Raw genomic sequence first — 25293 nt, forward strand, 5'->3', positions numbered from 1 at the left:
CCGGTTCGACATCCGGTTCGATGTTCCGGTCAGAACGCGGCGTCGAGTTCTCGCTCGCGGTCGGTGGATGCGGCGGTGAAGGCGAGCCGGAGCGCTTCACGGATCGAGGCGCTGCGGTCGTCTACCCGGGTGGCGAAGCCGAGCCGGGCCGCCTCCGCCGTGCGCTGCTTGCCGCTCACGACCGGGCGGATCTCGCCAGCGAGGCTGATCTCGCCGAACGCCGCGAGGGTGTGCGGGATGGCCCGGTCGGTCGCCGCCGACGCGATCGCCAGAGCGATCGCCAGGTCGGCCCCCGGCTCGGTGAGCCGCACGCCGCCGACGGTGGAGACGTAGACGTCTTTGTCGCCGAGCTTGATGCCGGCCCGCCGTTCGAGCACGGCCAGCAGCATGGCGACCCGGGACGAGTCGACTCCGTTGGTCACGCGGCGCGGGTTCGGCGCCGTTGTACTCACGACGAGGGCCTGCACCTCGACCGGCAGGGGGCGCCGTCCCTCCATCGCCACCGTGACGCAGGTGCCGGAGACCGGTGTCGTGTTGCGGCTGAGGAACAGCCCGCTTGGGTCGGGCACCTCGGCGATGCCGTCGCCGGCCATCTCGAAGCAGCCCACCTCGTCGGTCGGCCCGAAACGGTTCTTGAGCGCCCGGATGAAGCGGAGGGCCGTCTGACGGTCGCCCTCGAACTGGCACACCACATCCACCAGGTGCTCGAGCAGCCGGGGACCCGCGATCGAGCCGTCTTTGGTGACGTGCCCGACGATGAGCACCGGCAGGTCGCGCTCCTTGGCGATGCGGATGAGCGTACTGGCGACCTCGCGCACCTGGCTCGGGCCGCCGGCCATGCCCTCGCCGGCCGAGCTGGACACCGTCTGCACCGAGTCGACGATCACGAGCGAGGGGTCGACCGCGTCGATCTGCGCGATGATCGTGCTGAGGTCGGTCTCGGAGGCCAGGAACAACTCGTCGTGCACCGCGCCTGTACGCTCGGCGCGCATCCTGACCTGGCTCACCGACTCTTCCGCGCTCACGTAGAGCACCCGGTTGCGGGCTCGCGCGGCTCGGGAGGCGACCTCGAGCAGCAGGGTCGACTTGCCCACCCCGGGCTCGCCGCTGAGCAGGATGGCCGCTCCGGGGACGATGCCTCCGCCCAGCACCCGGTCGAACTCGCCGATGCCGCTGGGGCGCCGCGGCGTGCCCTCGGCGCGGATGTCGGTGATGGCCCGCGCCTCGCGCCCGGCGGCGATGGTCACGGGTTTCAGCGCCCGCAGCACGCCGGTCGGCTGCGCCGTCTCGGCGAGTGTTCCCCACGCGTCGCACTCCGGGCAGCGGCCCACCCACTTGGCTGTGGACCAGCCGCAGTCGGAGCAGCGGTAGTTGACGGACGCCTTCGGCACGGCACCTCCTCGATCGGGCTCAACACTACGGGGAGCCACCGTCATCGCCGGAAGGATCGCGGCGACCTGTGGACATCCCGTCGCGAGCGGTGCATGTGAGCACTTCTGCGAGTCGGTGGCCGCGTGCACAATGGGCCCCATGGCTGACCGCACGTTCGCACTCCGCTCCGGCCGCGCCGTCGGCGTCTCCACCTTCGGGGACCCCGACGCCGAACGTCTCGTGGTGTTCTGCCACGCGGCCCCGGGCTCCTCGGTGTTCGACCCCGACCCGGACGCATCCGCGGAACGGCATGCGCACATCGTCGCGATCGACCGTCCCGGTTACGGCGCCAGCGACCCGTGGCCGCTCGGGAGCTGGCCCAGCATCACGCAGGCCGCCGACGACATCGCCGAGTACATCCGGTCGGTCGTCGTGGCCGAGACGGTCATCGGGGTGACGCGTCCCCGCACGGTCGGCGTCGTCGGCTGGTCCGCCGGCGGCCGGGTGGCGCTCGCGGTCGCCGCACGGCATCCACATCTCGTCGACCGCGTGGCGATCGTCGGGACCCCGGCGCCCAACGAGGCGGTGCCGTGGATCGACCCGAAGCTGCAGGCGCTGTCGGATGAGCTGGGCGCCATGGCGCCCGGCGAGGCGATGAGCCGGCTGAGCGCCATGCTGCAACCGCAGGCGGACGCCGTGGCCGCCGCGTCCGAACCGGGCGAGGTCCCGCTGGAGATGCTCGGGGTCGGTCCCGTCGACCAGCAGGCGCTGTCCGGCCGCGGCGTGCACGACCGCCTGGGGCGGATGCTGAAGGAGGCGTTCCGCCAGGGGGCCGGGGGAGTCGCGGGCGACATCCTGAGCTACACCGCTAGGCCGTGGGGTTTCGAGCTGGGCGATGTGGCCGCGAAGACGCTGATCATCGCCGGGCAGGCGGATGCGGTCGCCGGCCACGCGCACGCCGCCTGGTACAAGAAGTCGCTGCCGGACTCGCGGATGGAGACGATGCCCGGCGTCGGCCACCTGGCGATCGTGCCGGCCTGGGGGCGCGTGCTGTCGCACGTCGCGCCGGCGCAGCTCACGCGCTAAGCGCCTCCGGAGCCGCTGTGGCCTGCTCGCCATGGCGCGGGTACAGCTCGCGCGCCCGCGCGGTCACAGCCGGGAGGAAGGCGGACGCCCAGGTGCGGTAGCCGTGGTCGTTGGGGTGGAAGAGGTCCTCCGCGAACTGCGTGAACGCGCCGCGGAGACCCTGGCGGCGCATGGTGGAGTGCAGCGGCGCGACCTGCAGTCCGCGCTCCGCCGCTTCCTCGCGCAGGATCTGGTTCGCCTCGGCGACGATCCGCTCGTTCCAGGGCAGATAGAAGTAGGGGAGGTCGGCGACGATCGCGTGATCGGGCACGGCCGCGAAGACGGCGCGCTGTCCCTCGCGGAAGCGGACCGGGTCGAACGCCGCGATGTCGTTCGCCCCGATCGAGACGGTCACGATGTCGGGCTCCGGGTCGAGCTTCAGGAACCGCGGGAGCTGGTCCGCCACCGCGAGCGAGACGGTCGCACCCGACACGGACAGGTTGACGACCCGCACGGAGCGACCGGTAACCGCGCGCAGGTGGTCGGCGATGATCCCGACGTAGCTGTTCTTGGGCGCGGACGCGCCGATGCCCTGGGCGGCACTGTCCCCGATCGCCACGTACAGCAGCTCGCCCGGGTCTTGCGCCACATCCCGCCACCACTTGGAGTGGACCGGCAGCAGCTCGTTGAGCCGCACCCGCCCCTCGGCGACGGCCGCCCGCTTCGCCTGGACGCGCCTCCACCCCACGACGGTGAGCGCCCCCGTGGCGACGAGACCGGCTGCGGACGCGAGGATGCGGGGGACTGCACTCATGGACGGAAGAGTACCCCGCGCCACCGACCCCGGCACCGCCCCCGCTCGATTGGAGACGACCGCCCGAATCGCGTACGATAGTCCGCGGTACCGTGTCCGAGCGGCCGAAGGTGCAACTCTCGAAAAGTTGTGTGGGTGAAAGCCCACCGTGGGTTCAAATCCCACCGGTACCGCCGCGTGCAAGCCCCCGCGATCCCAGTGTTTACAAGGGATCCGGGGGTTTTCATTTCCTCGGATTCGGGTGTTTGACTACATTCTGACTACATTTCATTGACGGTTCTCAACGGCAGATTTGGATTGGCCTGGCTGCGTTGTTTCCCGGGTTCTGTCCGGGCGCGCTAGTCACAGTCGTGGTGTACATGCTTTCGAGCGGGCAATCGCGAATCCGTAACTACACTTGAGCTCGCACTTGTAGTGACACGTGAGTTCAAACTTATGACCTCAACTGACTTTGCACTTATAGCAGCAACTAGGTTTGCACTTATAACCGCAAGCGGGGTTGCACTTATAACTGGAGCCGCCTAGTCTTGAGTTGACCAATTGAAGCAGAGTAGGTGGTTCCCATGACCGCAACGCTTCTTAGCGATGGATCTGTTTTCGTCGACGAAGAGGTTCAACACGAGGCCGAGCAGTTTGCGGAGACGGCTCATGATCGCTCGGTTCGCGGGATTCTTATCCAACTCGAGGACGGAAGCGAACAATCGCTACCGCCTCGTTTAGTCGAGTTCGTTACTCGAGTCCTGAGCGGTACGGCGAACGGGCCGATCAGTGTGAACCTTATGCCAGAGGAACTTACGACGACGCAAGCAGCGGACATGCTTGGGGTGTCGCGTCCGACGTTGATGAAGCTTGTGTCCGGGAAGCAAATCCCCTCGCACAAGGTCGGATCGCATACTCGGTTGAACACTCGCGATGTCCTGACGCTCAGGGAGCAGCGGAAGAGTGAGCGAGCGGCAGCCTTTGCGCGTTTGCGGGCCTGGGACGAAGAGAACGGTCCCTTAGCTGACTAGTCACTAATCTAGGCAAGTGACCCATCGCGTTTTCGTCGACTCGAACGTGCTAGCCAGCCGTACTCTGCGCGATTGGATCTTCTTGCTCCGGTTGCAGACGCCGGGCATGTTCCAGTTGCATTCAACGCCGGATGTGATCGCCGAGGCCATTCGCGCTTGGAGACGACTCAACCCAACCGCAGATGGCGGCGTTGGAGTGGCGCTGGATGCACGGATTCGGGAGAATCTCGACGAAGTGTTGATGGATTTCCGTGGCGATATCCCATTCGCGGGTTCGGATCCGGACGATCAGCACGTTCACGCTGCCGCAGTGTGGACGCAGGCGGACATCCTTCTTACGGCAAACCACCGTGACTTCGGCGATCCCGACGACTTGCCCTACGAAATTCAGACGCCGGACGAGTTCTTGGTTCTCGTTGACAACAGCTCTCCGACGTTGGTGCGAGCGGTCGTTCGAGAGCAGAACGACTATTGGCAAAACAGAAGGGCAAATGGTCATAGCGTAAAGCCGCTCGACCAGGCCCTCGTGGATGCTGGGTGCCCCGAATTCGCCAACAGAGTGCTAGGCCACTTGCGTCTGCTCTCAGGCCTACGGTGACTTTTACGACAAGTTCGGGGCGCGCGTAAACGCTCGACGGAGGTACTCGGGAAACGGTTCGTACGCGATCAGGGGCGATGCGACTTGCCAACAGGCTCGATGGTGCCCGTTCAGACGGCGAAGATCTTGTTCGACTTGGTCCGGTTACATCGCCAGCAAAGCGTCTGCAGGTTGTCCTCGGTCGTCATTCCGCCCTTTGAAACGGGAATGACATGATCGACTTCCAGCAGCAGGTGAGGCTCGGCCGCGAGCGAGACCGAACAATATCGACAAGTGTGCTGATCCCGCGTCTTGATGAGCGCGCGGAGCCGCGCGGTCATCAACGCTCGCTGGCCGGCGGCAGACTTGTTGAACTTGATCTTCTGCGACATCGTCCCCACGAGGGCGTCGATGGTCGGGGTGTTCAGCGTGACCGTGCTTCGTTGAGAGCTATTGCCGCCGGCACTCACGTACTCGAAGGCGTATACCGGGTACGGAACGGTGATCGGAGACAGTTCGACCCCCACGTGTCCCATGAACTCGTCCGAGTAGTGGTTGAGAATGAACGCTGGTGGCTTGATCGATGCGGTAATGCCAGCCTCGCGCTGGTGAAGGTTGGCGACAGCGGCTTCGAGGCGCGCAATTGCGTCGCCGAGGTTCTCGACGTCGCCGAGGGTGGCCTCGTCCGCCTTGATGCCGAAGTACTTCATTAGGTACTTGATGGGGTCGGCGCTGGCGTTCCGCACGACCTGCAGAGAACAGTTGTGGACGTTCGGAGCTTGGTAGCTCGCTACGTTGCGGTCGCGGCGGTACTTGTGCGCGCTGGTGTTCTCAAATGAAGCGAGGTACGAGGTCGTTCCGGTCGAAGAGACTCCGAGTTGAAATTTCGCTCCTCCGCGGATTTCAGACGTGTACGCGGCAACCTCATTGTGTTCGGCGACGACGGCGGCCAGTTCGGCCTTCTTCGCTAGGAATTCTTCGCTCGCGAAGTATCGGTTTTTCCGGATGGTTCGGATTATGCGAGGCAGCACGAATGCCAACACAACAATCAACGCAACCGGCACCGCGATGTACCAGAACGTGATCAGAAGTGCGATCACAACTATCACGGCCCCGATTGCCAAGAGGTATGGCACAGTGTTTCCCCATTTCAAGAGTCATCGAATGAGGGGCAGCGATTATCCGTTTCATCCCGGCGACTGCCTTCGGCTTGTCCGCCTACTCGCACCTGTCTCACTATCGCGACCAAGTACACCTCACGCGACGGGCTTTCCTTGGGGCTCGCTGCACCCAGATCCACTTTGGCGGGAGTGTGGCTTCGTCTTGTAGCCCTCAATCGGGTGGGGCAGCGCTCGAGCCATGCGCCCTCGTACGAGCCGCGTCAAGAGCAACAGCAACGGCATCCAAGTCATCATCGAAAAGGTCGGCGTAGGTGTCGAGAGTCATGGCGGCAGACGAGTGGCCAAGCATCCGCTGCACAGCCTTCACGTTTGCTCCGGCGCTGATCGCTAGGCTCGCGGCGGTGTGCCGCAGGTCATGGATCGTGACACGGGGGAAGTTCTCGTCGAGGGCCTGAGATCGCGCGATGGCGGAGACATACCAACCCCGGCGACGATCTGGTTGGTGCAGGTAGCTGTCCCCGTCACCAAAGACCAACTGCGATGCGGACTTTTGCTCGGTGATGGTCTTTAGCATCGGAGTGAGGAACGGCGGGAACGGGACGCTGCGAGCTTCGCCGGTTTTCGGTGTTCCGACATGGATCGTGCCAGAGACCTCCACTGCGTTCTCGTGTACGTCGACGCGTCGGCGATTCAGATCAACATCGCGAACACGCAGTGCGGTTGCTTCGCCCCATCGCAGTCCGGTGTAGGCCAGGAAAAGAACCATGGTCCGGTGCTTCTTCGCGTTCCCCGCAAGGAGTTCGACTTGCGCGTGGCTGAGGTACTTGTGCTTCCCCTTGAGTTTTCGAGGCAGGTTGACGCCGCGCGCCGGGTTAGACGGGATCCGGCGATCCATCACAGCCGTGTCGAGGATTCCAGCGAGGACGCCGTAGGCGCGAAGAATGGTGGTCGCAGAGCGCGGTTTGCCGTCCCCCTTGGTAAAGGCCGTCACCCAGTTCTGCACTTCCGAGTGGCGGATCTCACCCACTCGCCGGCTTCCCCATTTCGGCTCGACGTGAAGTCGCCAAGCGATTTCGACGGGTCGCAGCGACGACGGCTTCAAATGGTGTTGATTGGCCAGCCACTCGGCACCGAGGGAGCTGATCGTGGACTGCGACGCTCGAGCGTCCATGAACTCGCCTCGGGCCTTCGCGACTTCAACGGATGCGAGGAAGAGTTCCGCTTCTCGCTTGGTTCGGAATCCGCGCTTTCCCGTGAGCGCGTGCCCGGGCGTTCTGTACTGAACGCGATAGCGCTTGCCTTCGGCTGTGTCGTACGCGTGAATGCTCCCCATTCCTCAGCTCCTATTGCGGGTTGTCGCATCGAACTGCGATGGAGGATGTGGCGTCAGACTAGGAGCGAGGACCGACATCCCGCCTCCTCGGGACGGACTGCAAGTCGCCGGGACAGCGGTCTCAGGCAAACTGGGTACGTGGAACGGCAACCTCCGGAACCGAAGCCTTGGGGTGCTTCGGACAACGAAGCGATCGAACTGTGCCGCGAGTGGATGATCTACCTCGGCGCTACCGACGCTGTGGCGGCCTACGGAAGTACGACTGAGGTGTGCGACATCTACAGTGCGAGAAGTCTCGCGTGGGTCGATAACCAGCGTGGCAATCTTGACGTCCATCGCGTGGAGCGGGCGGCCTCTGTGTCGGCGGCGGATGGTCGTCGGGCATTGATCTTTGTCCGAGCCGGTGTAATTCCAGCTGCCCGGGTGAGGGCCGACGATCTCGGAGTCGCCATCTTCGGGTTCGATCCTGAAGGCGGAACTCTGGACGGAGTCAACTTGCTCGGCCGGGAGTTGTTCGCGGGTGGCATTGCCGGTTAGAGCCGTCGTTCGGATCATTTGAGGCCAACCGGGGCCCGGTCGCCATCGAGTCCCTCGATGATCGGTCCGGCGGACGATTGGGCAGCCCGTCTGAGTTCGGTCTGGGCAGCAGCTCTCGACTTCTCCATCGTTTCTTCGAGGGCCTGGCGTTGCATCATCTCAACTAGCCGCGACTTCGCGGACTCAGCTGTCGGCGCCACCAACACGACGGCGTTGTGTTGCTTCCCGCGAGTGAGACCGACGTAGAGGCCGGCGGCGTCGACCCCTGGTCCGACGAGGGCACGGTCGGTCGTTTCGCCCTGGACCCCATAGACCGTTGTGGCGTACGCGAGGTGAACATGGGCTTCGGCATACGAGAGGCTGACCTTCCTCAAGTCGTTCGAATCGGTACTCGCGGCCAGAAGGACATGGAACTTGCTGATTCTCTTGACGACCCAGGTTTGGCGATTCTGTACGTCCACAACGCTGTCGTTCCGACGCGTCTGGACTACGTCGCCGACAAAAATCGGTTGCCCCGCTTGCCCGGAAAGTGCTTGGCCAGCGCGGACGGCCCCGGACTCGATACGGCGGCGTTGGATGGCCTCACTGATCTCCTGCGCTTCAGCGTGTGTCGCCGTGACGAGGGCGATCGTCTCGTGATGACGAGAAGCGTCGAACCATCCGTCGACCATTGCCTCGCGGGCGGCGAGGTCGCTATCGGTCATCACGACATGATCTGTGCGGATGAGCTCCTCGGCCACCTGGCGACCCTGGGCCTCGCTGTAGGGGTGGCGGAGCCGAAGCGTGAGCTCGGCCCACGCTTGGTCGCGAAAGCGGTGGGTAGTTGTCAGCTCGACACGGTCAGGCGAGCGGCGCCAGAAGAGTGCCATGGCTCCTGAGTGTCCTACTGGTAGGGCTTGGCGTTGATCGCCGACGAGAGCGACTCCTGCGCCCGTGTCGCGCACGACATCGAGGAGTGCAGACGCAGCTTCGAGATCCAGCATGCCTGCCTCGTCCACAACGATGCGATCCCCAGGGTCGATCCTCATCCGGGGGCCACGATAGCCATCGCCCGAAGTCGGGTCATTCTCGCCAATCGCGAGCCGGCGCCACACGGTTGCGCCAGACTCCGCAGTCATCCATCGCCATCCGAAATCGTGAAGGAGCTGGTGGAGCGATGACGATGCGCTCATCGTTTCACGGCCCGCGACAGCGGAGGCCTTCTTGGTCGGTGCGACGATGATCATCTTGTGGCCGCGTCGCCGAAGAGCTGCCCCGGCGATCTTGAGCATCGTGGTCTTACCGGTGCCGGCCGGCCCGGAGATGACGACGTTGCGGGATGTGCCACCGATTGCGGCCGCGCCGGCGAGCTGACCCTCGTCGAGCGTCCGATCGGGCGCGACAGCCTGCGCGATTGCAGCGACCGCGTCTGTGTCGAGGACCTGTCCGGGCGCGGAGAACGCGTCGACCTTTTGGCCAAGGGTGGCCTTCAGCATGGCGGTGGAGGCCGCCATGAGGTGCTTGACGTGTTTCGGAGCGTCTGGTTCGGAGATCAGTGTCACGGTATGCGAACGCGCCACGACGTCCTCGGCGAGGTTCGCGAGTACGTCTCGGTCGGCGACAACGCCCGTAGCGGCGATCGCGCGGAGAGCTCCGGCCCGCACGTCCATCACGCTGAACCGACCACCGTTGCCGGTCGAGCGGGCGTCCGCGTCGACAACGGCCTTGGCAGCCAGTAGCTCGATGTCGAGTTCCTGGACGGCGATACAAGGCAGGGGCGCGGGAGAGCGCTGCATGCCCAGCGTTGGGTCGGCGGTATGTAGTTCTTCACGGACGAGCGCCGCCCATCCGTCCTCGTCGAACGCGCCAGGCTTGTTGGGCCGGCCGACTGCCCACGCCCAGTGGTCGATCTGACTGAGCACGTCGTGCGAAGGTTCCTGCCCGGGGTGCTGCTGCTTCCACCAGGCGGTGCGGGCGAGCTTGTTGGCTTCGATCTGCGCGGACCGCTTCGACAGCGGTCGCACTAGATGCTGGAGTTGGGTGATTTCCCCGTCCTGGTTGAGGGTGAATCCCTTTGCGGCGAGAGCATTGATCCAGGTGGGGTCGGTGCGGGAGGCGAGGTCGCCTTCGGCGTTAATCACGTTCTCGAACCGCAACGCGACCCTCGTGTCGATGTTGGACCATTTGCCGTCTTGCCCTTGGACTTTGACGTTGAGCCAGAGGTGGCGATGCTTGTGCGGGTCCAGGGAGCGGGAGCGTTCGTGGCGGAGTTCGACGACCTCGATCCGGGCCAGGTCTTCGCGGATGGCGCCGCCTTTGCCGCGGCGGGCGTTGAGCTCCGTCTGCCAGAGCTTCACGATCCGGTCGCGGAGCCGGTCTTGGAGGTCTTCGTACGCGGCGGCGAGGTCGGGGTCGAGCATGGCGGCGATCGAGAACGACTTCGGTGCGTTGATCGTCGCATCCAGAACCAGATCCGCCACCGGGGACTCGAGATCCCGGCCGCGACGCTCGCCAGTGAGCGGGTCGAGTCCGTCGACCCACTCCTTAAGCTGATCCTTGGTGAGGAGGTCGTCGCGAATGGCGCCGTTCTCCACGATGTACCGAGTCATCACCGCGTCGGCGTAGCCGGCAGCGGCGATGACCCCGTCGGCGGTCTTTGCGGTGAGGGTGGCGTCACAGACACCGGAGAAGGCGTAATCGACGGCTTGCTTGACACCATGGGACTGCTGTCCGCGCTTCCATCTGGCTACTCCACCTCGCACCTGCACTCACCCCTCGGCTTTTGGTCTGGATGGTCTCGTCCCGGGCAGAAAATGCCCCTCCTACTTAGTACTTCCGGTTTGCCGGTTGTTTTGGCACGCTCCGAGCGCGCACCCGCGCTCTTCCGGCCAGTCACTGCCTCTCCGGTCGCTGGCACCGCTAGGCTCCGGCACACCACCGACACGGTCATCGAGTTGCGGCGTGGTGTCGTGTTCGGGTCGAATGCCCTCATACCTACACGTTGTGTTTCCCAGCCGGATTTGACGCGCAAACGCGAGACTCGCAGGAACAGATTCGCGATCGGAGAAACTCGGTGGCTCCTGAGAGGGGTCCCGGGAGTATTCCTGCCCAGACGGGAGCATCCGTCTGGCGGCCGATAGGTCAGTGGCGTGCGTCTTGAAGCCGGGGCGCATGCAACGCAATCCGGGTCAGGTTGACGAAGGGCACGCATGCCGTCTCGGCCGTGAGCGCGGCGAGCCATCCGATCGCGGTGTGCGGGTCGGCGGCGATGGCCCAGCCATCCAGCGCGTAGCGGCAGACGGTCTCAACGCACTCCTGCTTTTCTCGCGCGTCCGGGTTCGAGGATCCTTCCACGCCGATCAGCCCGCCGTGCAGTTCCGGGCCCATTTCTCCGGTGTCGATGATGAATACCCGCATTCCGCTCACTCCCAAGGTCGATCATGTTTGAGTGCCTTTCCGGCGAGTGATCGAGAGCGAGTGGGAGGCGCGCAGTGCCGGGACCGTGGAGTATCGGGGGAGCGAAGCGGAGGAGGCTACGCCGCGAAAGCCCGGCACGGAGCACCGGAAGCGAGCTACGATCGGGCGACGGAAAGGCCCTCAAACCTCGGCAAGACTGCGCCGCCCGCGGCGTCTTCGATCCAACCTCCGGGACCGGTTGATGAATTGAACCGCCCGAACATCATGCGCGTCTCGATGTCGTCTGCATTGGCAGAATCAGGGGGACTTCGGATCGGTGTTTGACGCCTTCGTTAGTGTGGTCGCATGGCTCAACTGACCCGCGACGGTTCCGACGCCGTAATCACACTGTCTACGTTCGAGAAGATCGAAGGACTGCTCGCCTCAACTCGCTTCCCGGTTGCCCACGTCGCGTCCGTGCAGGTGCTGGACGACGCTCACCAACAGATCAAAGGATGGGGAAACGACTTCAAGATCGCCGGCCGATACGTCCCCAACACGACCGCCGTTGGAACCTTCCGAAACGGTGAAGACACCGGGATCACGCTCGCTCTCGTGCACTCCGACACCCCACGTGGGCTGCAGATCGAGTTAGCTGGCGAGCCCTATCGCCGCGTTGTGATCGGCCTCGCAGATCCGGAAGCCACCAAGGCCCAAGTCTTCGGCGACTAGAGCCATTCCGATCGGCACGCTCGGGGGTGGTCGCAGCGATTCCACGTCAGCGCAGCCGACCGTCCGGTTCGCTCCGGACGGATAGGCCTCTCGTCAGCACCAGGTGAGAGCGATCGCGCGGTGCACTGAACTCATCGACTCCGGCCGCCAGGAGCTCGCGGCAACTCAGTTGACGTCGAACTCCTTCGATACGGGGCCGCCGGGCGTCCTTCCACTTAAGTGCCTACGTGCATTCGCTCTTTTCCCTTTGGCTTGTCGTCCTTCTTGTCTGCTCTCGTTTTTGGTCTCGTTGTCTCTCTGGTCTCCTTCCTCTTGGTTTCCTTCGTTGCTTCTAGCCCCTTCGTCTCGTCACTCCTTGTCACGGCCAACTCTCCCGCTCAGCGTTTGGCACCTTGCTGCGCCCCCACTTCGCGCCGCTCCCGAGCGTGAAAGAACCCCGACCCACTCAAGATGGGGCGGGGTTCTTTTCGTTCGCTCGCGTTTACTGGTCGAGCACCCCCGCGATGCTGTGGACCGCCGCGAGGACGCGGGAGGCCGAGTCGCGAATCACGGAGACATCCTCGTCACTCCATCCGGCGATGTAGCCGATGCTGTACGCGCTGGTGTCGAATCCGTTCAGACCAGCGACCACGTAGGCTACCGACTCAGCCTCGACCTCCATGCGTCCGCGGTGCTGCCGGTACTCCTCGAGGCTGTCGATGTGGCGGAGTTCGATGTGCGCCGTCTCGTGAATCAAAGTCTTCGCGGACTGCTCGACGCTGATGCCTTCCGCCAGGATCACGCGCAGCGTTTCGGGGTCGGTGTAGCCGCTGGCATGGCTAAGTGGTTCGCGGCTGATCGTCCACCCCGTGGACTCGAGATGAGCGGTCAGCGGAGTGATCACTCCGTGGTCGTGGTCGCCGGTGAGTTGCTGCGTGGGATCACTCGGGAGCGGGTCGGCTCCCTCGACCGGGTCGGTCTGTGTGATGTCGAATACGGAGAGGGCCGGGAAGTATCGGATCACGCGGCCTTCGTCATCTGAGCCCTCATCGGCGGCGGCGGTCGCGGTCTTCTTCTCGCGATATCCGAAGATCTTGATGGACTTCTCGCCTTTGCGGACCTGTCGCCCCTTTGCCTGCCATTGCCGGAAACCGGCGACCGTCGTCGTGTCTGGTTTCTGCGCGAGGATCAGCAGAAGGTTGTGGAAGGAGCGGGCGAACTCCAGGAATGCCCGCCACTTGCCGCTGTCGGCGAGCTGCTGGACCTGCTCCACGATCGACGCGTGCAGTGCCTCCGCTTCGGCAATTCGGTCCTTTGCGTCGCGGGTGATGGTCGTGTTGCCCATGATTTGCTTGCTCCTTCGTCCACTCGTCTTTGTCGCCGTTCCGGCACGAAGATCAAGAACGGGTGGGGGCCGATGCGCGACCGGCTGGAGCGGCTGCTAAGTGGAGGAGCGAAGCGACGGAGTCTGCAAATAGCGAGGGGCGGTCGCGGATCAGCCGGAGGCCGTTACGATCGCAGGCCGGAGCGGGGAGAAGACACATACAGTCGCGCCGACGAAGTCGGCTCCACGCCCGAGTTCGTTGCGAGTGGACGGGTGATGGTCTGGATGTAGAACCACGGCCCTGATGATGAACGGTTTCGGACGATCGCTGGCACGAACCAGCGTCTGTACAGTCGCGTGTCTCCCCGTTTGAATCGCTGATTGGTTACCCCGGGTTCTGCCCTGATGATGCTGGCGCTCGGAAGACTCTGGCTGCGCAAGCTGACAGCAACATCCATGCTCCCGCGTACGTGAACGCAGCGGCCGGAGAGGCTGTCGCATAGAGCACCCCCGCAACAACCGTCCCGACGATGTTCCCCACTGCCTGGATTCCTCCGACGACGCCGAATCCGCTGCCTCTGAGTTCGTCCGGGAGTATCCGAGCGATGAGAGCGGACTCAGCTGTCTCGGCCAGGCCGACGCCCGCTCCTGCGAGTAGGAAGCCCGCGACGGCGAACACCCAGTGGATCGAAGCGAGGGCGATGAGCCCGTACGCAAGGACATAAGCGATCGCCCCCGACGCGAAGACGCGCCTCGGCCCGACGCGGTCGAGCCAGAAGCCTCCCGGAAGAGCGATCAGAGCGGCGACGGCATTGTGACCCGCGTAGAGCAGGATTGCGAGCGAGGCCGCGTTTGCGAACCCGAGGGTCGTGAACAGGTCGGTCGCCCGCAGGATCAACAGCGTGGTTGCGAGATTGCCGCACTCGAAGAGCAGCACGGGCAGAAGCGGCCGCCCGATCCCGGCGCGGCGGAGTCCCTGGACGTCCAAGCGAATTGGGCGACGCACTCCAGTAGGGAGTGCTCTCGCTTCTCGGGCGGCGAAGATGATGGCGACGGCGGCGAGCATCCCGGGAACGAATGCGAACCAGATCGCCGGTCGAAGACCGAGCCACGCGACGAGCGCAGCCGCCAGTAGCGGCCCTACCACGGCGCCGAGGTTGTCGCCGGCGCGTTCGAGACCGAACGCCCGCCCGAACGTGTGCGGTCTGGCAAGAGAGCCGAGGAGCGCATCGCGGGCGGGTGATCGGACACCCCGGGCTGCCCAGGCCAGGGCTCGAAGCACCCCCACCTGCCAGACCGCGGTGGCGAACCCGATCGCGGCTGTGGCGGCAGCGGTGATGATGTACCCGCCGGTGGCGAGCCTGCGCCGCCGTGCAGGGTCGTTGGCGAGCGGGCCGCCGATCACCTTCATCGTTCCGGTCAGTGCGTCGCTGACGCCCTCGATGAGGCCGAGCGCTGCTGCACTGCCGCCGAGGACCGAGGTGAGGAATGCCGGCATGACGCTGGTCGCGATCTCATGGCCGGCATCGGAGAAGAAGCTGGCCGCACCGAGGGATGCGACACCCGGGGTGAGCCATTTGGCGTCCTCGTCCTTGGGTGCGTATTGCGGTGAAGCCACGAGCTCTCCTTCAGTCCAAAGTCGAGGGGGAGCGCCTCGGTATAAGGGCGCTCCCCCTCTCACTCCCGCGCCGGATCACGTGGATAACCCGATGTGGGCGGAAGTGTTCTCAGGGCTCCAACGCCACCTCGGGTGCGTGGGTCGGAGCCAGCTCGAGCCCGTAGGGCAGAGACTTGTTGTCCAGTTCGATCTCGAGCAAGCGGTTGTACTTGATCACGCGCTCTCCTCGGGCCGGCGCCCCAGACTTGATCTGGCCGGTTCCTGTTCCGACGACGAGGTCGGCGATGAAGGAGTCGGTGGTCTCGCCGGAGCGGTGGGAGACCATCGATTGCATGCCGAATCGTCGGGCGGTCGCGATGGCGTCCAGCGTGGAGCTGACGGTGCCGATCTGGTTCGGCTTGATCAGTGCCGCGTTGGAGTAGTGGTTGCGGGCGCCGTCGGAGATGCGCCGGGGGTCGGTCACGTAGAGGTCGTCGCCGACGAGTTGTGTGCGAGTGCCGACGGCGTCGTAGAGGAGCTTCCATCCGGCGTGGTCGTCTTCGGCGAAGCCGTCCTCGATGGAGCGCAGCGGGTATTCGTCGAGGAGCTTGATGTAGTAGTCGACGAGCTGGTCGCGACCCAGGAGCTTTCCGGCGATCTTGTACTTTCCTTCCCGCTCGTAGAACCCGTTCGCTGCGGGGTCGATGGCGATTGCTACGTCGTTCAGACCGGGGGTGTATCCGGCGTCCTGGATGGCTTGCACCAGGAGTTCCATCGCTTCTTCTGGGCTGGCGATGTTGGGGGCGAAGCCGCCTTCGTCGCCGAGGCCGGCGGTGTGGAATCGAGCCTTCACCCGGGCGGCGAGGGCGTGGTAGATCTCTGCTCCGGCCTCCACTGCGGCTGCCTCGTCCGCGGCGCCGACGGGGGCGATCATGAACTCCTGGAACTCCAGCGGGTTGGCCGCGTGAGCGCCGCCGTTGAGTACGTTGAAGTGCGGGACGGGGAGTCTCTGCGCACTGTCGGTGACCCGAGCAAGCCACACATGCAGCGGAACTTCCGAGGCGTGTGCGAAAGCGCGGGCTGCGGCGATGGACACGGCCACCACCGCGTTGGCGCCGAGACGAGTAAGGTTCTCGGTTCCATCGAGCGCTCGCAGGGCATCGTCCAGTTCACGCAGCGTCGTCCAATGGCGGCCCGCGAGCACGGGCGAGATCTCCGTCTCGACGCCGGCAACGGCGCGGTGAACGCTTCGACCGGAATAGGAGGGCCCGTCGTCGCGGAGCTCGACGGCTTCATACGCCCCCGTTGATGCTCCGGCGGGCGCGGAGGCAGAGACCTGCATGCCATCGTGCAGGTGGAGCGTGACTGACACCGTGGGGTAGCCGCGGGAGTCGAGGATCTGGCGGGCGGTGACTTGCTCGATCGCGACCGGGTGCGTTTCGGGGTGGCTGATGTAGTGGCCCTGGTGGGCGGCGTCGATGTGGCCGGTGTAGCCGTGCTCGTGCATGGTGTCTCCTATCTCCAGGCGTGCGTGATCGCGTGAGATAGGGACTGTTGTCGGCATCGAGGTTGGTGTCGGCGAGCCCCACCGCCGAAGCGCCGAAGCGCTGGTTGGGAGTGTGGCACACAATCGGGGGAAACGGAACCGTGCGGATGGTTTTCTCATACCAGCCAGCTGATCCACAGGCCGAGCCCCGCGGCGAGCAGAGCGCCGGCGAGCATGCCGACACTGTTGACGGCCGCGGCACGGTATCGGCCCTCCTGCGCGAGGCGGACGGTCTCGAAGCTTGCGGTGCTGAATGTGGTGTACCCGCCGAGCAGTCCCACTCCGATGACGGCCCGCCACTCCGGTGCAAGCAGCGCCAAGGTGGCGAGACCGGTTACGAGTCCGAGCAGGAACGACCCCGAGATGTTGATGATGGTCGTGCCGAGTGGGAACGGGATCGTCACTCGTGACTTCACGATGCCGTCGACGACAAGTCGGCTGGCCGCGCCCACTCCACCGGCGGCGGCGACCGCGAGGGCAACCAGGAAGCCGGTCATCGGGTCCCTCCGCTCGCGCGGCGGTTGATGGCCGTGCCGAGGGCGATGCCGGCGAGCGAGGCGAGCGCACCGACGAGGAGAGTCGCGACGGCGTACGCGATGCTTCCCGCGATGTTGGAGGCGACGATGAGTCCATCGGTGTCGACAGCGAAGGAGCTGTAGGTCGTGAACCCGCCGAGTATCCCTGTCCCGACGAAGAGTCGCACGACTCGTCTCATGCCTTGGTCCGGCCCCCGGGAGAGACCGGCGAGAAGCCAGCCCAGGGCGAACGCACCCGCCACGTTGATCGCGAAGGTGATCACGGGGATCCCGTCGACGGTCGGAACTGAAAGCGACAGGAGATAGCGGATCGTGGTGCCGATGGCGCCGCCGGCGAACACGAGGCCGATGTATCTCCAGTGGAGGTGGACAGGGCGTATCCGCCTCGCCGGGGCATCGTCTGCGACGATGTCAGGATCGACGGGCAGGGTCTGGCTCTCGGTGTTCAGGAGCCGGCTCCTTTCACGACGGGACACCATTCAGGTGCCCCCTTGGCTTCGAAGGACATCCGCGGCGACGGCCGCCGCGTCGGGATCGAGGTAGGTCGCCGACTGCAGCCGGAAGCGGCCGTTGCTTTGCTCGAAACGGCAGCGCAGCGGGTGCCCGGTAGGGATGTTGAGCTGCTCCACCTGCTCGCGCGTCAGCTGCTGCAACACGAACAGCAATGCGCGGAGGGAGTTGCCATGCGCGATCACCAGGATGGGGCGGCCGGCGCCGAGGGCAGGGAGGAGTACATCGCCGAGGAACGGCGTGATCCGGCGTACAACATCGGCGAGGGATTCCGTGGCTGTAACCGCCTCGGCCGGCAACCGATTGAACGGTGGCCTGTCACGGAGTCGGGCCATCGCGGCCTCCGACATCGGCGGCGGTGCGGCGTCGTAGGAGCGTCGCCACTCCCGGTAGCGTGCCTGGCCTGCACGTCGCGCGACGTCGGTCTTTGAGAGGCCGGTGAGTGCCCCGTAGTTGCGTTCGTCGAGTCGCCATTCGATTTCGAGGTGCGGGGGCAGGTCGATGACCGCGTTCATCTCCTGGGCGGTCTGGGTGGTGCGTTGCAGCGCTGAGCAGAACACCCGAGCCGGATGAACGCCGGCTTGCGCCAGGAGCATCGCAGCGCGGCGCGCTTCGTCCCGGCCGAGTTCTGTCAACTCCGGGTCCAGGACACCGGTGAATAGTCCTCGCGCGTTGGCAGTGCTCTCACCGTGGCGGAGCAGGTAGACCTCGGCGACCGGTTCCGTCACTCCCACGGCAGGGCTCGGCCGTCGTCGACCGGGGATAGCGGTACGACGAGGACGGGTCGGTGTTGCCGGTGGGCGAGATGAACAGCGACGGAGGATCGGAAGAACTCGCGCATGCTGGTGCGCAGCCCAGCCTCGTGGGTTCCGACGACGATCATCCGGGCGTCGAGCTTTTCCGCGAGGTGGCCGAGGGCGCGCGCGGGGTCGCCTGCGAGGGTGCGTGGGCTCCAGGAGACGCCCGTTTCCGAAAGCAGCTTCTCGATCCGTTGGGTCAGCGCAGGATCGAAGACGTCTTCGTCGAACTCCGGAAGATCGGGATCGATCGGGACGGAGTGGATTGTGCCGTCGTTGTCTTCAGCGACGGCATAGCGGTTCGGGTCGACCGTTGCGCAGACCAGGTCACAGCTCAGGTCCGCCGCCAGGCGCGAGGCGACGACTAGGACGGCGTCCGCGAGATCCTTCGCTACTCCGACGAGGATGACACCGGGCGGGGGTGGCTCGGGCCTGTGATCGGTCATCGTGCTCCTATCTCCGGGCGCACAGGCGTGCGCGTCTCATGAGATAGGGACCGTTGTCGGCGAAGCCGATGTTGGTTGCGGCGAGCCCCACCACCGCGACGGCGAACCGTCAGCTCCCATCATGCCAGAAGCCGTCGCAGGTACAAGTCCGGATGCGACGGTGTTATGGTTACGGCACGCACCACGGTGATGAGGCTCACCGGCAACCGCGGGTCCCCGCTGATGGCTTCTACCTGAATGTGACGCTGCGCGCGTCCGGGTAGAGGAGAGCCGATGACTGACCGCGAGGTGACCCCCACCAGCCTGCTGTTCCCACCCGGGCCGCCGAAGCAGCTGGCGGAGGAACAGCCGGGATGCTTCCCTGATCTCGGCCTGGATCAGATCGTCACCGACGTGCTCGGCGACGACCCGCTGGAGCTGGCCGCGGTGTTCTGGACCGTGGCGGATGCTGCCACGGTCGAATACCGCCACGGCGTTTTCGCCGACCTCGACACTCCAAACGTGATTGCTGCCTGCCGCACGTTCGTCGTCGGCATGGCGACGGTACGGGAGGCTCTCGGCCTCGCCCGGAGATTGCGGTATCCGCGGCAGGCCCAGCGCGTTCTATTGGATGCCGCCCGTCGGTACGCGGACGTCGTAGGCAGTGCCGCTGACGCTCTGACCAGATGCCCGCTCCACTCCGTAGCGTTGCAAGCCGCCGCGCAGGTACTGGCTGAGTATGTCGACTCTGAACCATTCACACGCCTAAGCATGGATACCCGGTCTGTCACTGCACAGCTGGACGCGGTGAAGTACGGGATCCATATCCAAGGCGGAAGCGTCACCGTTGTAGCAGACGCAAGCGGCACGGATCAGAGCGATGCAGTGATGACCGCCTTCGCCCGCTTCAAACACACGGACGCGTGTTCGCATCGCACACGGTTCGTCGACATGCTCGAGATGAATCGCGTCGAGGCGGGCGTCCTCGACCTCGTTGCGGAGGTCTTCCCCACCGTTTTCCAAGCGCTCGAACGTTTCGCCGGCGAGCATGCCGCATTCCTGGACACGACTGTCGCGCGATATGAACGCGAACTGCACCTGTACCTCTCCGTCCTGGACCATCTGAACGCGGCGGCCGGCGCGACGCTACCTACCTGCTTGCCCGAACTCACGACGGACCGAAGTGTGCAGGTCGTCGACGGCTACGACCTGCAGCTGGCCGCCCAGCCAGACACGCGCGTGTCCATCGTCCCGAACGACGTCCGTCTGGCGTCGGGCGAGCAGTTCCTTGTCGTCACCGGGGCCAACCAGGGCGGCAAGTCGACCTTCGCCCGCGTGTTCGGGCAGCTGCACTGGATGGCCGCGCTCGGGTTCCCGGTCGCCGCACGCACCGCACGACTGGCTCGCTTCGATCTCCTCCTGACGCATTTCGAGCGCCAGGAAGACCTCGCTCAGCGGCGAGGCCGCCTCGAAGACGACCTCATCCGGGTACGGAACATCCTCGGGCAGGTGACCCCCGACTCCATCGTGATCGCGAACGAGCTCTTCAGCTCGACCACCGCCCAGGACGCGCTCACCCTGAACGAACGCGTCCTCCGCAAACTGCTCGAGGCCGGCGCCATCGGGGTCACGGTCACCTTCCTGGACGAGCTCGTGGCGATGACGCCACAAATGGTCAGCGTCGTTGCCGAGGTGGCGGTGGACGACCCCACGCGCCGCACATTCCGCATTGTCCGCCGGCCACCGGATGGGCTCGCTCACGCCACCGCGATCGCCGAGAAGTACGGATTGTCGCCGCAGCGCATCCGGGAACGGGTCCTCTCATGAGGCCGCGACTGCTGTATCGCGACCGTGACGCCACGGTCGAATACCAACCTGATGAGCTTGCGCGCGACCGATTCGTCGACCTCGAGCTTGGCGCTCTCGTGCGGTCGATGGCCCATGATGATACGACCGTCGAGACCGTCGCGACGGCGATGCTGCACCAACCGCTCAACGACCCAGCCGCCGTCGCCTACCGACAGGCGGCGGTGCGGGATGCCCTAGCGAATTCCGAGACGATCCTGGAGCTCTATCAGGCGCCGAAGCGCGCCCTGGACGAGGTCAAGAAGGCGTACGGCTGGGGGCTTTTCACGCCCGCCGGGGTGGTGCATCACTCCATCGAGGTGCTCCGCATCCACGTTCGGCACCTCCAAGCACTGCGCGAACTGGCGCGCGCGAACGCCGTGAAGTTCCAGTCCCAGGCGTTCACGGATTTCTTCGCTGCACTCGGACAGGACGTGTCGGACGAATGGCTCGGGCAGGTCACCGTGCTGCTCACTGAGTTGACCTTCCCCCACGGCGTCAATGCAGCCGCCACGCTCGGCACCGCGAACAAGGCCACCGGTATCACCCTGACTCGGCCACCCCTGACCCGACCCCCGCTCCTGGTGCGCCTGGGGTTCCGACGCCCCGACCACACCTTCACCCTTCCCGACCGTGACGAAGCAGGATACAAGGCGCTCAGCGAGCTCAAGGACCGCGCACTGGACCCGATCGCGGACGCGCTCGGCCAGGCGGCCGATCACCTCACCGGCTTCTGGAACGCCCTACGGACAGAGGCAGCTTTCTTCGTCGGCGCGTGCAACCTTCACAATGCGCTGACTTCCTTCCAGGAGCCCGTTGCACTGCCGACCTTCCACGCGTCCCCGGGGTTCACCTGCACCGGTCTCTATGACGCGGCGCTGGTCCTGTTGTCCGGGTCACCGGTCGTTGCGAACACACTGGACCTGAACCACACCACCGTGACCGTCATCACTGGCGCGAACAGAGGCGGCAAATCCACCCTCCTCCGCAGCCTCGGCCAGGCCACCGTCCTGGCACACTGCGGCCTGTTCGTGCCGGCCGAGTCCTTCTCCACAGCGCTGAGGACCACCATCCACACCCACTTCACCCGCGAGGAAGACGCCGACCGAACCAGCGGTCGCCTCGACGAGGAACTGGCACGCATGAGCGCCACCGTCGATGCTGCCCAACCGGGCGGGCTCATTCTGCTCAACGAGTCCTTCGCCTCGACCAACGAACGCGAAGGCTCAGAGATCGCCCGCAACGTCATCGGGGCACTCCGCGACAGCGGAGTCTCCGTCGCCTTCGTCACCCACCTGTACGAGTACGCGAGCCGTGCTCACGAGGAGAAGCGAACGGACACCGTCTTCCTCCGTGCCGGCCGAGAGGACGACGGACACCGGGACTTCCGCATCCAACGGGGCATCCCACTGCCCACCAGCTTCGGCGCCGACCTGTATGAACGGATATTCGGGACGACACTGGACCCCGACGAACTGCAACCGACACTCCCATCCCAAGGAGCGAGATGAACGACGGCCCGCACCCGCTCTTCCTCGTCCGGCACGGCCAGACCGCCCTCAACGCCGAAGGCCGACTGCGCGGGCTCGCCAACCCGCCCCTCGACGAGACCGGCATCGCCGAAGCGCGTGCTGTTGCCGAAGCGCTCGCCTCTCGTGGAGTCGTGGAAGTTCGCTCCAGCCCCCTCGACCGCGCCGTCACAACAGCGCGGATCATCGCTGAACGCTGCGGTTGCGCGGTGGAGACCGACTCAGCGTTTAACGACCGCGACTACGGGCCCTGGACAGGCCAGGTCAAACAGGAGGTCGTCGCAGAGTTCGGTAGCATCGACGCCGCTCCGGGCGTGGAGCCCCTCTCCCGTGTCCTCGAGCGGGCCATGCGCGCGCTCGATCGGCTCGCGGGAGCGTCCGACGGGGCAGTGTGCGTCGTCACCCACGATGCGGTCATTCGACCGCTCCTTGAAGCCATCGACCCGGCAAGTCGGACCGCACGTGTGCGTACGGGATCCTGGAGCGAACTGCTGCTCGAGCACGGCGTGTGGTCGGTTGTGCAGCTGGACCAGGAGCCGATTCCCGGCACGGCGTGAGGTTCCGCGCACTGTCTGGGCGACCTTTACGAGTCTGTTCGCAATTTGGCGACCGAACCCAGCTCGTCGGCGACGACCTGTACGTCACCGACATGCGCCGCATCGCCGACGGGGCGCGCAACCACTACTCGAACGCGGCCCTGATCAAGCCGAACCAGATCGGCACCGTGTCGGCGACTCTCGACGCGATCGAGACCGCGCGCCGGCTCGGTATGGCGTCGATGGTCTCCCACCGCTCGGGTGAGACCACCGACACGTTCATCGCCGACCTCGTTGTCGGCACCGGGGTCGGGCAGATCAAGACCGGCGCGCCGGCCCGGGGAGAGCGGGTGGCGAAGTACAACCGGCTGTTGGAGATCGCCGACGAGAACCCGGGCTTGCCGTACGGGCTCGCGCTCGCGAGCGCAGAGGAGCTCGCCGCGATCGACAACTGAGTTGACCAGACGTGGGGCGGCGGCTTGTGTGAGCCGCTGGCCCACCGGTTCGTGGAGCGTATCGGAGCGCCGCCACCAACCGTCGGGGTGACGGCCCCGATCGCCTTCCTCGGGACCGTCGCCCCGTCTTGTTCTGATCTGCGTCGATCAGCGGCCCGCGAGGACATCGAGAACTCGCTGGACCGCGGAGGTCACGCGGTCGCCGCGCCAGATCGCGGTCAGGGGCCGCACGATCCTCAGCCCGCGCAGGCTCACCCGTCGGAGGACGCCGGTGGCGAGCTGCTCGCGAACCGCCAAGATGCTCAAAACGGCGGGGGCCTGCCCGGCGGCGGCCGTGGAGCGGATCGCCCCGGCTGTCGACAGCTCTGCGGCCGGGTCGACCGGCGGGTGCCCGGCTTCGGTCAGGGCACGCTCGAAGGCGAGGCGGGTGCCGGAGCCGCGCTCGCGGGAGAGCACGGGTGTGGAGGCGAGTTCAGCGACTGTGACGCCGGATCGTCGGTTCGCCCACGGGTGCGTCGCACCCACGACGACGATCAGCTCGTCGGTGGCGAAGTTCTTGAAGGCGAGGTCGTCGGGGATGTCGGGCGTCTCGATGAACCCGATGTCGACCTTGCCGGCACGGACGCTCTCCGCAACGGTGGCGCTGTTCAGTGCGATCAGCTCGATCCGGAGAGCCGTATCGGCCGTGCGGAGTGCGACGATCCAATCGGGTGCGAGGTGCTCGGCGATCGTCAGGCTGGAAGCGATGCGCAGACTCGTGGACGATGTCGACCGGAGCGTGGTGGCCGCCCATGTGAAGCGGTCGGCGGCTTCCAGCAGCGGCAAGGCCCATTCTGTCACCAGCACCCCGGCTTCGGTCAAGGAGGTCCCCTGCGGCGTCCGGTGGAGGAGCGTGATGCCGATCTCTCGTTCCAGCGAGGCCATCCGCGCCGACACCGCCTGCTGCGAGACGCCGTTCTCGCGGGCGGCGCCGGAGAGGCTCCCGAACCGTCCGATCTCGGTGAGCAGGCGAAGGGTGTCGATGTCGACCCGAATGGACATGCGACCCCCCGATACAAGAACGCCTTGTGACGTTACAAGCGTAGGCCCGTCGCGCTCGACCGCGATGACCGACAGTCTGGAAGCATGAACTCGGTCACCCTCTCGCCGGCGCCGGTCGCATCGCGACGGTTGCTGCTTCGCGACCTCGCGCACCCAGCGCAGGCGTTCTCGAACATCACCCCGAACTGGTTCGCGTCGGTTATGGGCACCGGTATTGTCGCGAACGCGGCTGCGACTCTCCCGATCATCGCGCCGGTGCTGCGCATTCCGGCGACCATCGTCTGGGCAGTCGCTGCCCTGTTGCTGGTGGCACTTGTGGGCGCAACGGCGGTTCATTGGCTCCGCCACCGCCAGACGGCGCTCTCTCACCACCTCAACCCGGTGATGGCGCACTTCTATGGCGCCCCGCCGATGGCGATGCTGACGGTCGGCGCGGGGACACTGCTGCTGGGGAAAGACGTAATCGGCCTCCCGGCCGCCGTGACCGTCGACTCGGTGCTGTGGGCCATCGGAACGGTGCTCGGCCTGTTCAGCGCGATCGCGGTGCCCTACCTCACCTTCACGCGGCACGAGATCGCCGAAGACTCGGCTTTCGGCGGGTGGCTGATGCCGGTCGTCCCGCCGATGGTCTCAGCGGCGACGGGTGCGCTGCTGGTGCCGTACGTCCCCGCCGGCCAGCCCCGACTGACGATGCTGCTCGCTTGCTATGCGATGTTCGGCCTGAGCCTTGTTGCTTCGGTGATCGTCATCACCTTGATCTGGGGGCGCCTCGCCCGGCACAAGGTCGGTGCGGCGGCTGCCGTCCCGACACTCTGGATCGTGCTCGGGCCGCTCGGGCAATCGATCACTGCCGCGAATCTTCTCGGGGGCACCGCCCACCTCGTCTTCTCCGGGACCTTCGCTCGCGGCCTGGAGTTGTTCGGCATCGTCTACGGCGTCCCGGTCCTCGGCTTCGCACTGCTGTGGGCCGCGCTGGCGGGTGCGATCACACTCCGGACCGCGCGCGAGAAGCTGCCGTTCTCACTGACCTGGTGGTCGTTCACCTTCCCGGTCGGTACCTGCGTGACCGGCATCACCGGCCTCGCCCTCCATACCGGGTCTGTGGTTCTCCAGGGGCTCGCGATCATCGCGTACGCGGGACTTGTCACGGCGTGGATCACAGTCGCTGTGCGCACCTTCCACGGCAGCGTCATCCGGGGGACTCTCCTTGCCCCGCCGATGCCGGTGGCGTGAAGGAG

Annotated in this window: 24 protein-coding genes, 1 tRNA gene and 1 riboswitch; of the genes, 11 read left to right on the plus strand and 14 right to left on the minus strand. The window is 65.6% G+C overall.

Going from position 1 to position 25293, the window contains the following annotated elements; all coding sequences use genetic code 11:
• Nucleotides 1-29: 29 nt before the first annotated feature.
• On the minus strand, nucleotides 30-1391 hold the full coding sequence (gene radA / locus ACTJI1_RS01460) for a DNA repair protein RadA (protein WP_310131353.1): 1362 nt from the start codon (nucleotides 1389-1391) through the stop codon (nucleotides 30-32).
• Between the two features lie 139 nt (nucleotides 1392-1530).
• On the opposite strand from radA, the gene ACTJI1_RS01465 reads away from it, so the two are divergent.
• On the plus strand, nucleotides 1531-2457 hold the full coding sequence (locus ACTJI1_RS01465; protein WP_440741271.1) for an alpha/beta fold hydrolase: 927 nt from the start codon (nucleotides 1531-1533) through the stop codon (nucleotides 2455-2457).
• Here the strand turns inward: ACTJI1_RS01465 and ACTJI1_RS01470 are convergent.
• On the minus strand, nucleotides 2447-3250 hold the full coding sequence (locus tag ACTJI1_RS01470) for an SGNH/GDSL hydrolase family protein (RefSeq protein ID WP_440741272.1): 804 nt from the start codon (nucleotides 3248-3250) through the stop codon (nucleotides 2447-2449). The two genes, ACTJI1_RS01465 and ACTJI1_RS01470, sit on opposite strands and share 11 nt — an antisense overlap.
• 86 nt (nucleotides 3251-3336) lie before the next feature.
• Here ACTJI1_RS01470 and ACTJI1_RS01475 point away from each other — a divergent pair.
• The 3 genes from ACTJI1_RS01475 (at nucleotide 3337) to ACTJI1_RS01485 (ending at nucleotide 4858) form a co-directional block, all read left to right on the plus strand.
• Nucleotides 3337-3423, plus strand: a tRNA-Ser gene (locus ACTJI1_RS01475).
• Nucleotides 3424-3813: 390 nt separating this feature from the next.
• Nucleotides 3814-4260: a helix-turn-helix domain-containing protein gene (locus ACTJI1_RS01480; RefSeq protein WP_440741273.1), complete on the plus strand. Its 447-nt coding sequence runs from the start codon at nucleotides 3814-3816 to the stop codon at nucleotides 4258-4260.
• Nucleotides 4261-4276: 16 nt separating this feature from the next.
• Nucleotides 4277-4858: a PIN domain-containing protein gene (locus ACTJI1_RS01485; protein ID WP_440741274.1), complete on the plus strand. Its 582-nt coding sequence runs from the start codon at nucleotides 4277-4279 to the stop codon at nucleotides 4856-4858.
• A 110-nt stretch (nucleotides 4859-4968) separates the two neighbouring features.
• On the opposite strand, the gene ACTJI1_RS01490 is transcribed toward ACTJI1_RS01485, so the two are convergent.
• Both ACTJI1_RS01490 and ACTJI1_RS01495 read right to left on the minus strand, forming a co-directional pair.
• Nucleotides 4969-5937 (minus strand): HNH endonuclease, encoded by a 969-nt coding sequence (locus tag ACTJI1_RS01490; RefSeq protein WP_440741275.1) that lies wholly within the window; start codon nucleotides 5935-5937, stop codon nucleotides 4969-4971.
• 232 nt (nucleotides 5938-6169) lie between these two features.
• The gene (locus ACTJI1_RS01495; protein WP_440741276.1) at nucleotides 6170-7291 is read right to left on the minus strand and encodes a tyrosine-type recombinase/integrase; all 1122 of its coding nucleotides are present in this window, start codon (nucleotides 7289-7291) and stop codon (nucleotides 6170-6172) included.
• Nucleotides 7292-7429: 138 nt separating this feature from the next.
• On the opposite strand from ACTJI1_RS01495, the gene ACTJI1_RS01500 reads away from it, so the two are divergent.
• Nucleotides 7430-7828: a hypothetical protein gene (locus tag ACTJI1_RS01500; protein ID WP_440741277.1), complete on the plus strand. Its 399-nt coding sequence runs from the start codon at nucleotides 7430-7432 to the stop codon at nucleotides 7826-7828.
• A 14-nt stretch (nucleotides 7829-7842) separates the two neighbouring features.
• Here ACTJI1_RS01500 and ACTJI1_RS01505 read toward each other — a convergent pair whose 3' ends face one another.
• Both ACTJI1_RS01505 and ACTJI1_RS01510 read right to left on the minus strand, forming a co-directional pair.
• Nucleotides 7843-10575 (minus strand): AAA family ATPase, encoded by a 2733-nt coding sequence (locus ACTJI1_RS01505; protein ID WP_440741278.1) that lies wholly within the window; start codon nucleotides 10573-10575, stop codon nucleotides 7843-7845.
• 373 nt (nucleotides 10576-10948) lie between these two features.
• Nucleotides 10949-11224 carry a hypothetical protein gene (locus ACTJI1_RS01510; protein ID WP_440741279.1) on the minus strand — a complete coding sequence of 92 codons (276 nt, stop codon included), beginning with the start codon at nucleotides 11222-11224 and terminating at the stop codon, nucleotides 10949-10951.
• A gap of 345 nt (nucleotides 11225-11569) precedes the next feature.
• Here ACTJI1_RS01510 and ACTJI1_RS01515 point away from each other — a divergent pair, with 345 nt between their 5' ends.
• Nucleotides 11570-11935 carry a hypothetical protein gene (locus ACTJI1_RS01515; protein ID WP_440741280.1) on the plus strand — a complete coding sequence of 122 codons (366 nt, stop codon included), beginning with the start codon at nucleotides 11570-11572 and terminating at the stop codon, nucleotides 11933-11935.
• 481 nt (nucleotides 11936-12416) lie between these two features.
• Here ACTJI1_RS01515 and ACTJI1_RS01520 read toward each other — a convergent pair whose 3' ends face one another.
• From ACTJI1_RS01520 to ACTJI1_RS01550, 7 genes are all read right to left on the minus strand, one after another.
• A complete protein-coding gene (locus ACTJI1_RS01520; RefSeq protein ID WP_440741281.1) occupies nucleotides 12417-13259 on the minus strand; it encodes an ArdC-like ssDNA-binding domain-containing protein in 843 nt (280 codons plus the stop codon).
• Between the two features lie 364 nt (nucleotides 13260-13623).
• Nucleotides 13624-14856 (minus strand): MFS transporter, encoded by a 1233-nt coding sequence (locus ACTJI1_RS01525; protein ID WP_440741282.1) that lies wholly within the window; start codon nucleotides 14854-14856, stop codon nucleotides 13624-13626.
• A 109-nt stretch (nucleotides 14857-14965) separates the two neighbouring features.
• Complete coding sequence (gene eno / locus ACTJI1_RS01530; protein ID WP_440741283.1) at nucleotides 14966-16342, minus strand: phosphopyruvate hydratase; 1377 nt, start codon at nucleotides 16340-16342, stop codon at nucleotides 14966-14968.
• A gap of 155 nt (nucleotides 16343-16497) precedes the next feature.
• Nucleotides 16498-16878, minus strand: coding sequence for a fluoride efflux transporter CrcB (crcB, locus tag ACTJI1_RS01535; RefSeq protein WP_440741284.1), 381 nt, complete (start codon nucleotides 16876-16878; stop codon nucleotides 16498-16500).
• A complete protein-coding gene (locus ACTJI1_RS01540; protein WP_440741285.1) occupies nucleotides 16875-17258 on the minus strand; it encodes a fluoride efflux transporter FluC in 384 nt (127 codons plus the stop codon). Before ACTJI1_RS01540 ends, crcB begins: the two co-directional genes overlap by 4 nt.
• A 138-nt stretch (nucleotides 17259-17396) precedes the next feature.
• Nucleotides 17397-18155 carry a 2,3-bisphosphoglycerate-dependent phosphoglycerate mutase gene (locus ACTJI1_RS01545; protein ID WP_440741286.1) on the minus strand — a complete coding sequence of 253 codons (759 nt, stop codon included), beginning with the start codon at nucleotides 18153-18155 and terminating at the stop codon, nucleotides 17397-17399.
• Entirely contained in the window at nucleotides 18152-18670 is a 519-nt protein-coding gene (locus ACTJI1_RS01550) for a universal stress protein (RefSeq protein ID WP_440741287.1), read from the minus strand. The genes ACTJI1_RS01545 and ACTJI1_RS01550 overlap by 4 nt, the downstream gene beginning before the upstream one ends.
• 176 nt (nucleotides 18671-18846) lie before the next feature.
• Nucleotides 18847-18909, plus strand: a riboswitch (Fluoride riboswitch).
• Between the two features lie 34 nt (nucleotides 18910-18943).
• Between ACTJI1_RS01550 and ACTJI1_RS01555 the strand changes: the two genes are divergently transcribed.
• The 4 genes from ACTJI1_RS01555 to ACTJI1_RS01570 are packed head-to-tail and all read left to right on the plus strand — an operon-like array spanning nucleotide 18944 to nucleotide 23014.
• The gene (locus tag ACTJI1_RS01555) at nucleotides 18944-20476 is read left to right on the plus strand and encodes a MutS-related protein (protein WP_440741288.1); all 1533 of its coding nucleotides are present in this window, start codon (nucleotides 18944-18946) and stop codon (nucleotides 20474-20476) included.
• Complete coding sequence (locus ACTJI1_RS01560; protein WP_440741289.1) at nucleotides 20473-22005, plus strand: MutS-related protein; 1533 nt, start codon at nucleotides 20473-20475, stop codon at nucleotides 22003-22005. Before ACTJI1_RS01555 ends, ACTJI1_RS01560 begins: the two co-directional genes overlap by 4 nt.
• Nucleotides 22002-22580, plus strand: a complete 579-nt coding sequence (locus tag ACTJI1_RS01565) for a histidine phosphatase family protein (protein ID WP_440741290.1) — start codon at nucleotides 22002-22004, stop codon at nucleotides 22578-22580. Before ACTJI1_RS01560 ends, ACTJI1_RS01565 begins: the two co-directional genes overlap by 4 nt.
• A complete protein-coding gene (locus tag ACTJI1_RS01570; protein WP_440741291.1) occupies nucleotides 22577-23014 on the plus strand; it encodes a hypothetical protein in 438 nt (145 codons plus the stop codon). Before ACTJI1_RS01565 ends, ACTJI1_RS01570 begins: the two co-directional genes overlap by 4 nt.
• A 147-nt stretch (nucleotides 23015-23161) precedes the next feature.
• Here ACTJI1_RS01570 and ACTJI1_RS01575 read toward each other — a convergent pair whose 3' ends face one another.
• Complete coding sequence (locus ACTJI1_RS01575) at nucleotides 23162-24055, minus strand: LysR family transcriptional regulator (RefSeq protein ID WP_440741292.1); 894 nt, start codon at nucleotides 24053-24055, stop codon at nucleotides 23162-23164.
• Nucleotides 24056-24139: 84 nt separating this feature from the next.
• Here ACTJI1_RS01575 and ACTJI1_RS01580 point away from each other — a divergent pair, with 84 nt between their 5' ends.
• The gene (locus ACTJI1_RS01580; RefSeq protein WP_440741293.1) at nucleotides 24140-25288 is read left to right on the plus strand and encodes a TDT family transporter; all 1149 of its coding nucleotides are present in this window, start codon (nucleotides 24140-24142) and stop codon (nucleotides 25286-25288) included.
• Nucleotides 25289-25293: the final 5 nt, after the last annotated feature.

Origin of the sequence: Leifsonia sp. 22587, assembly GCF_052044215.1 — a bacterium.
Lineage (GTDB): Bacteria > Actinomycetota > Actinomycetes > Actinomycetales > Microbacteriaceae > Leifsonia > Leifsonia shinshuensis_C.

Excerpts from the sequence above, each read along its gene's own strand:
- ACTJI1_RS01510 (WP_440741279.1), bottom strand. The coding sequence starts at position 11,224 with ATGCGGGTATTCATCATCGACACCGGAGAAATGGGCCCGGAACTGCAC.
- ACTJI1_RS01560 (WP_440741289.1), top strand. The coding sequence starts at position 20,473 with ATGAGGCCGCGACTGCTGTATCGCGACCGTGACGCCACGGTCGAATAC.
- eno (WP_440741283.1), bottom strand. The coding sequence starts at position 16,342 with ATGCACGAGCACGGCTACACCGGCCACATCGACGCCGCCCACCAGGGC.
- ACTJI1_RS01520 (WP_440741281.1), bottom strand. The coding sequence starts at position 13,259 with ATGGGCAACACGACCATCACCCGCGACGCAAAGGACCGAATTGCCGAA.
- ACTJI1_RS01555 (WP_440741288.1), top strand. The coding sequence starts at position 18,944 with ATGACTGACCGCGAGGTGACCCCCACCAGCCTGCTGTTCCCACCCGGG.
- ACTJI1_RS01465 (WP_440741271.1), top strand. The coding sequence starts at position 1,531 with ATGGCTGACCGCACGTTCGCACTCCGCTCCGGCCGCGCCGTCGGCGTC.
- ACTJI1_RS01580 (WP_440741293.1), top strand. The coding sequence starts at position 24,140 with ATGAACTCGGTCACCCTCTCGCCGGCGCCGGTCGCATCGCGACGGTTG.
- ACTJI1_RS01565 (WP_440741290.1), top strand. The coding sequence starts at position 22,002 with ATGAACGACGGCCCGCACCCGCTCTTCCTCGTCCGGCACGGCCAGACC.
- ACTJI1_RS01470 (WP_440741272.1), bottom strand. The coding sequence starts at position 3,250 with ATGAGTGCAGTCCCCCGCATCCTCGCGTCCGCAGCCGGTCTCGTCGCC.
- ACTJI1_RS01480 (WP_440741273.1), top strand. The coding sequence starts at position 3,814 with ATGACCGCAACGCTTCTTAGCGATGGATCTGTTTTCGTCGACGAAGAG.
- ACTJI1_RS01495 (WP_440741276.1), bottom strand. The coding sequence starts at position 7,291 with ATGGGGAGCATTCACGCGTACGACACAGCCGAAGGCAAGCGCTATCGC.
- crcB (WP_440741284.1), bottom strand. The coding sequence starts at position 16,878 with ATGACCGGCTTCCTGGTTGCCCTCGCGGTCGCCGCCGCCGGTGGAGTG.
- ACTJI1_RS01575 (WP_440741292.1), bottom strand. The coding sequence starts at position 24,055 with ATGTCCATTCGGGTCGACATCGACACCCTTCGCCTGCTCACCGAGATC.
- ACTJI1_RS01515 (WP_440741280.1), top strand. The coding sequence starts at position 11,570 with ATGGCTCAACTGACCCGCGACGGTTCCGACGCCGTAATCACACTGTCT.
- ACTJI1_RS01550 (WP_440741287.1), bottom strand. The coding sequence starts at position 18,670 with ATGACCGATCACAGGCCCGAGCCACCCCCGCCCGGTGTCATCCTCGTC.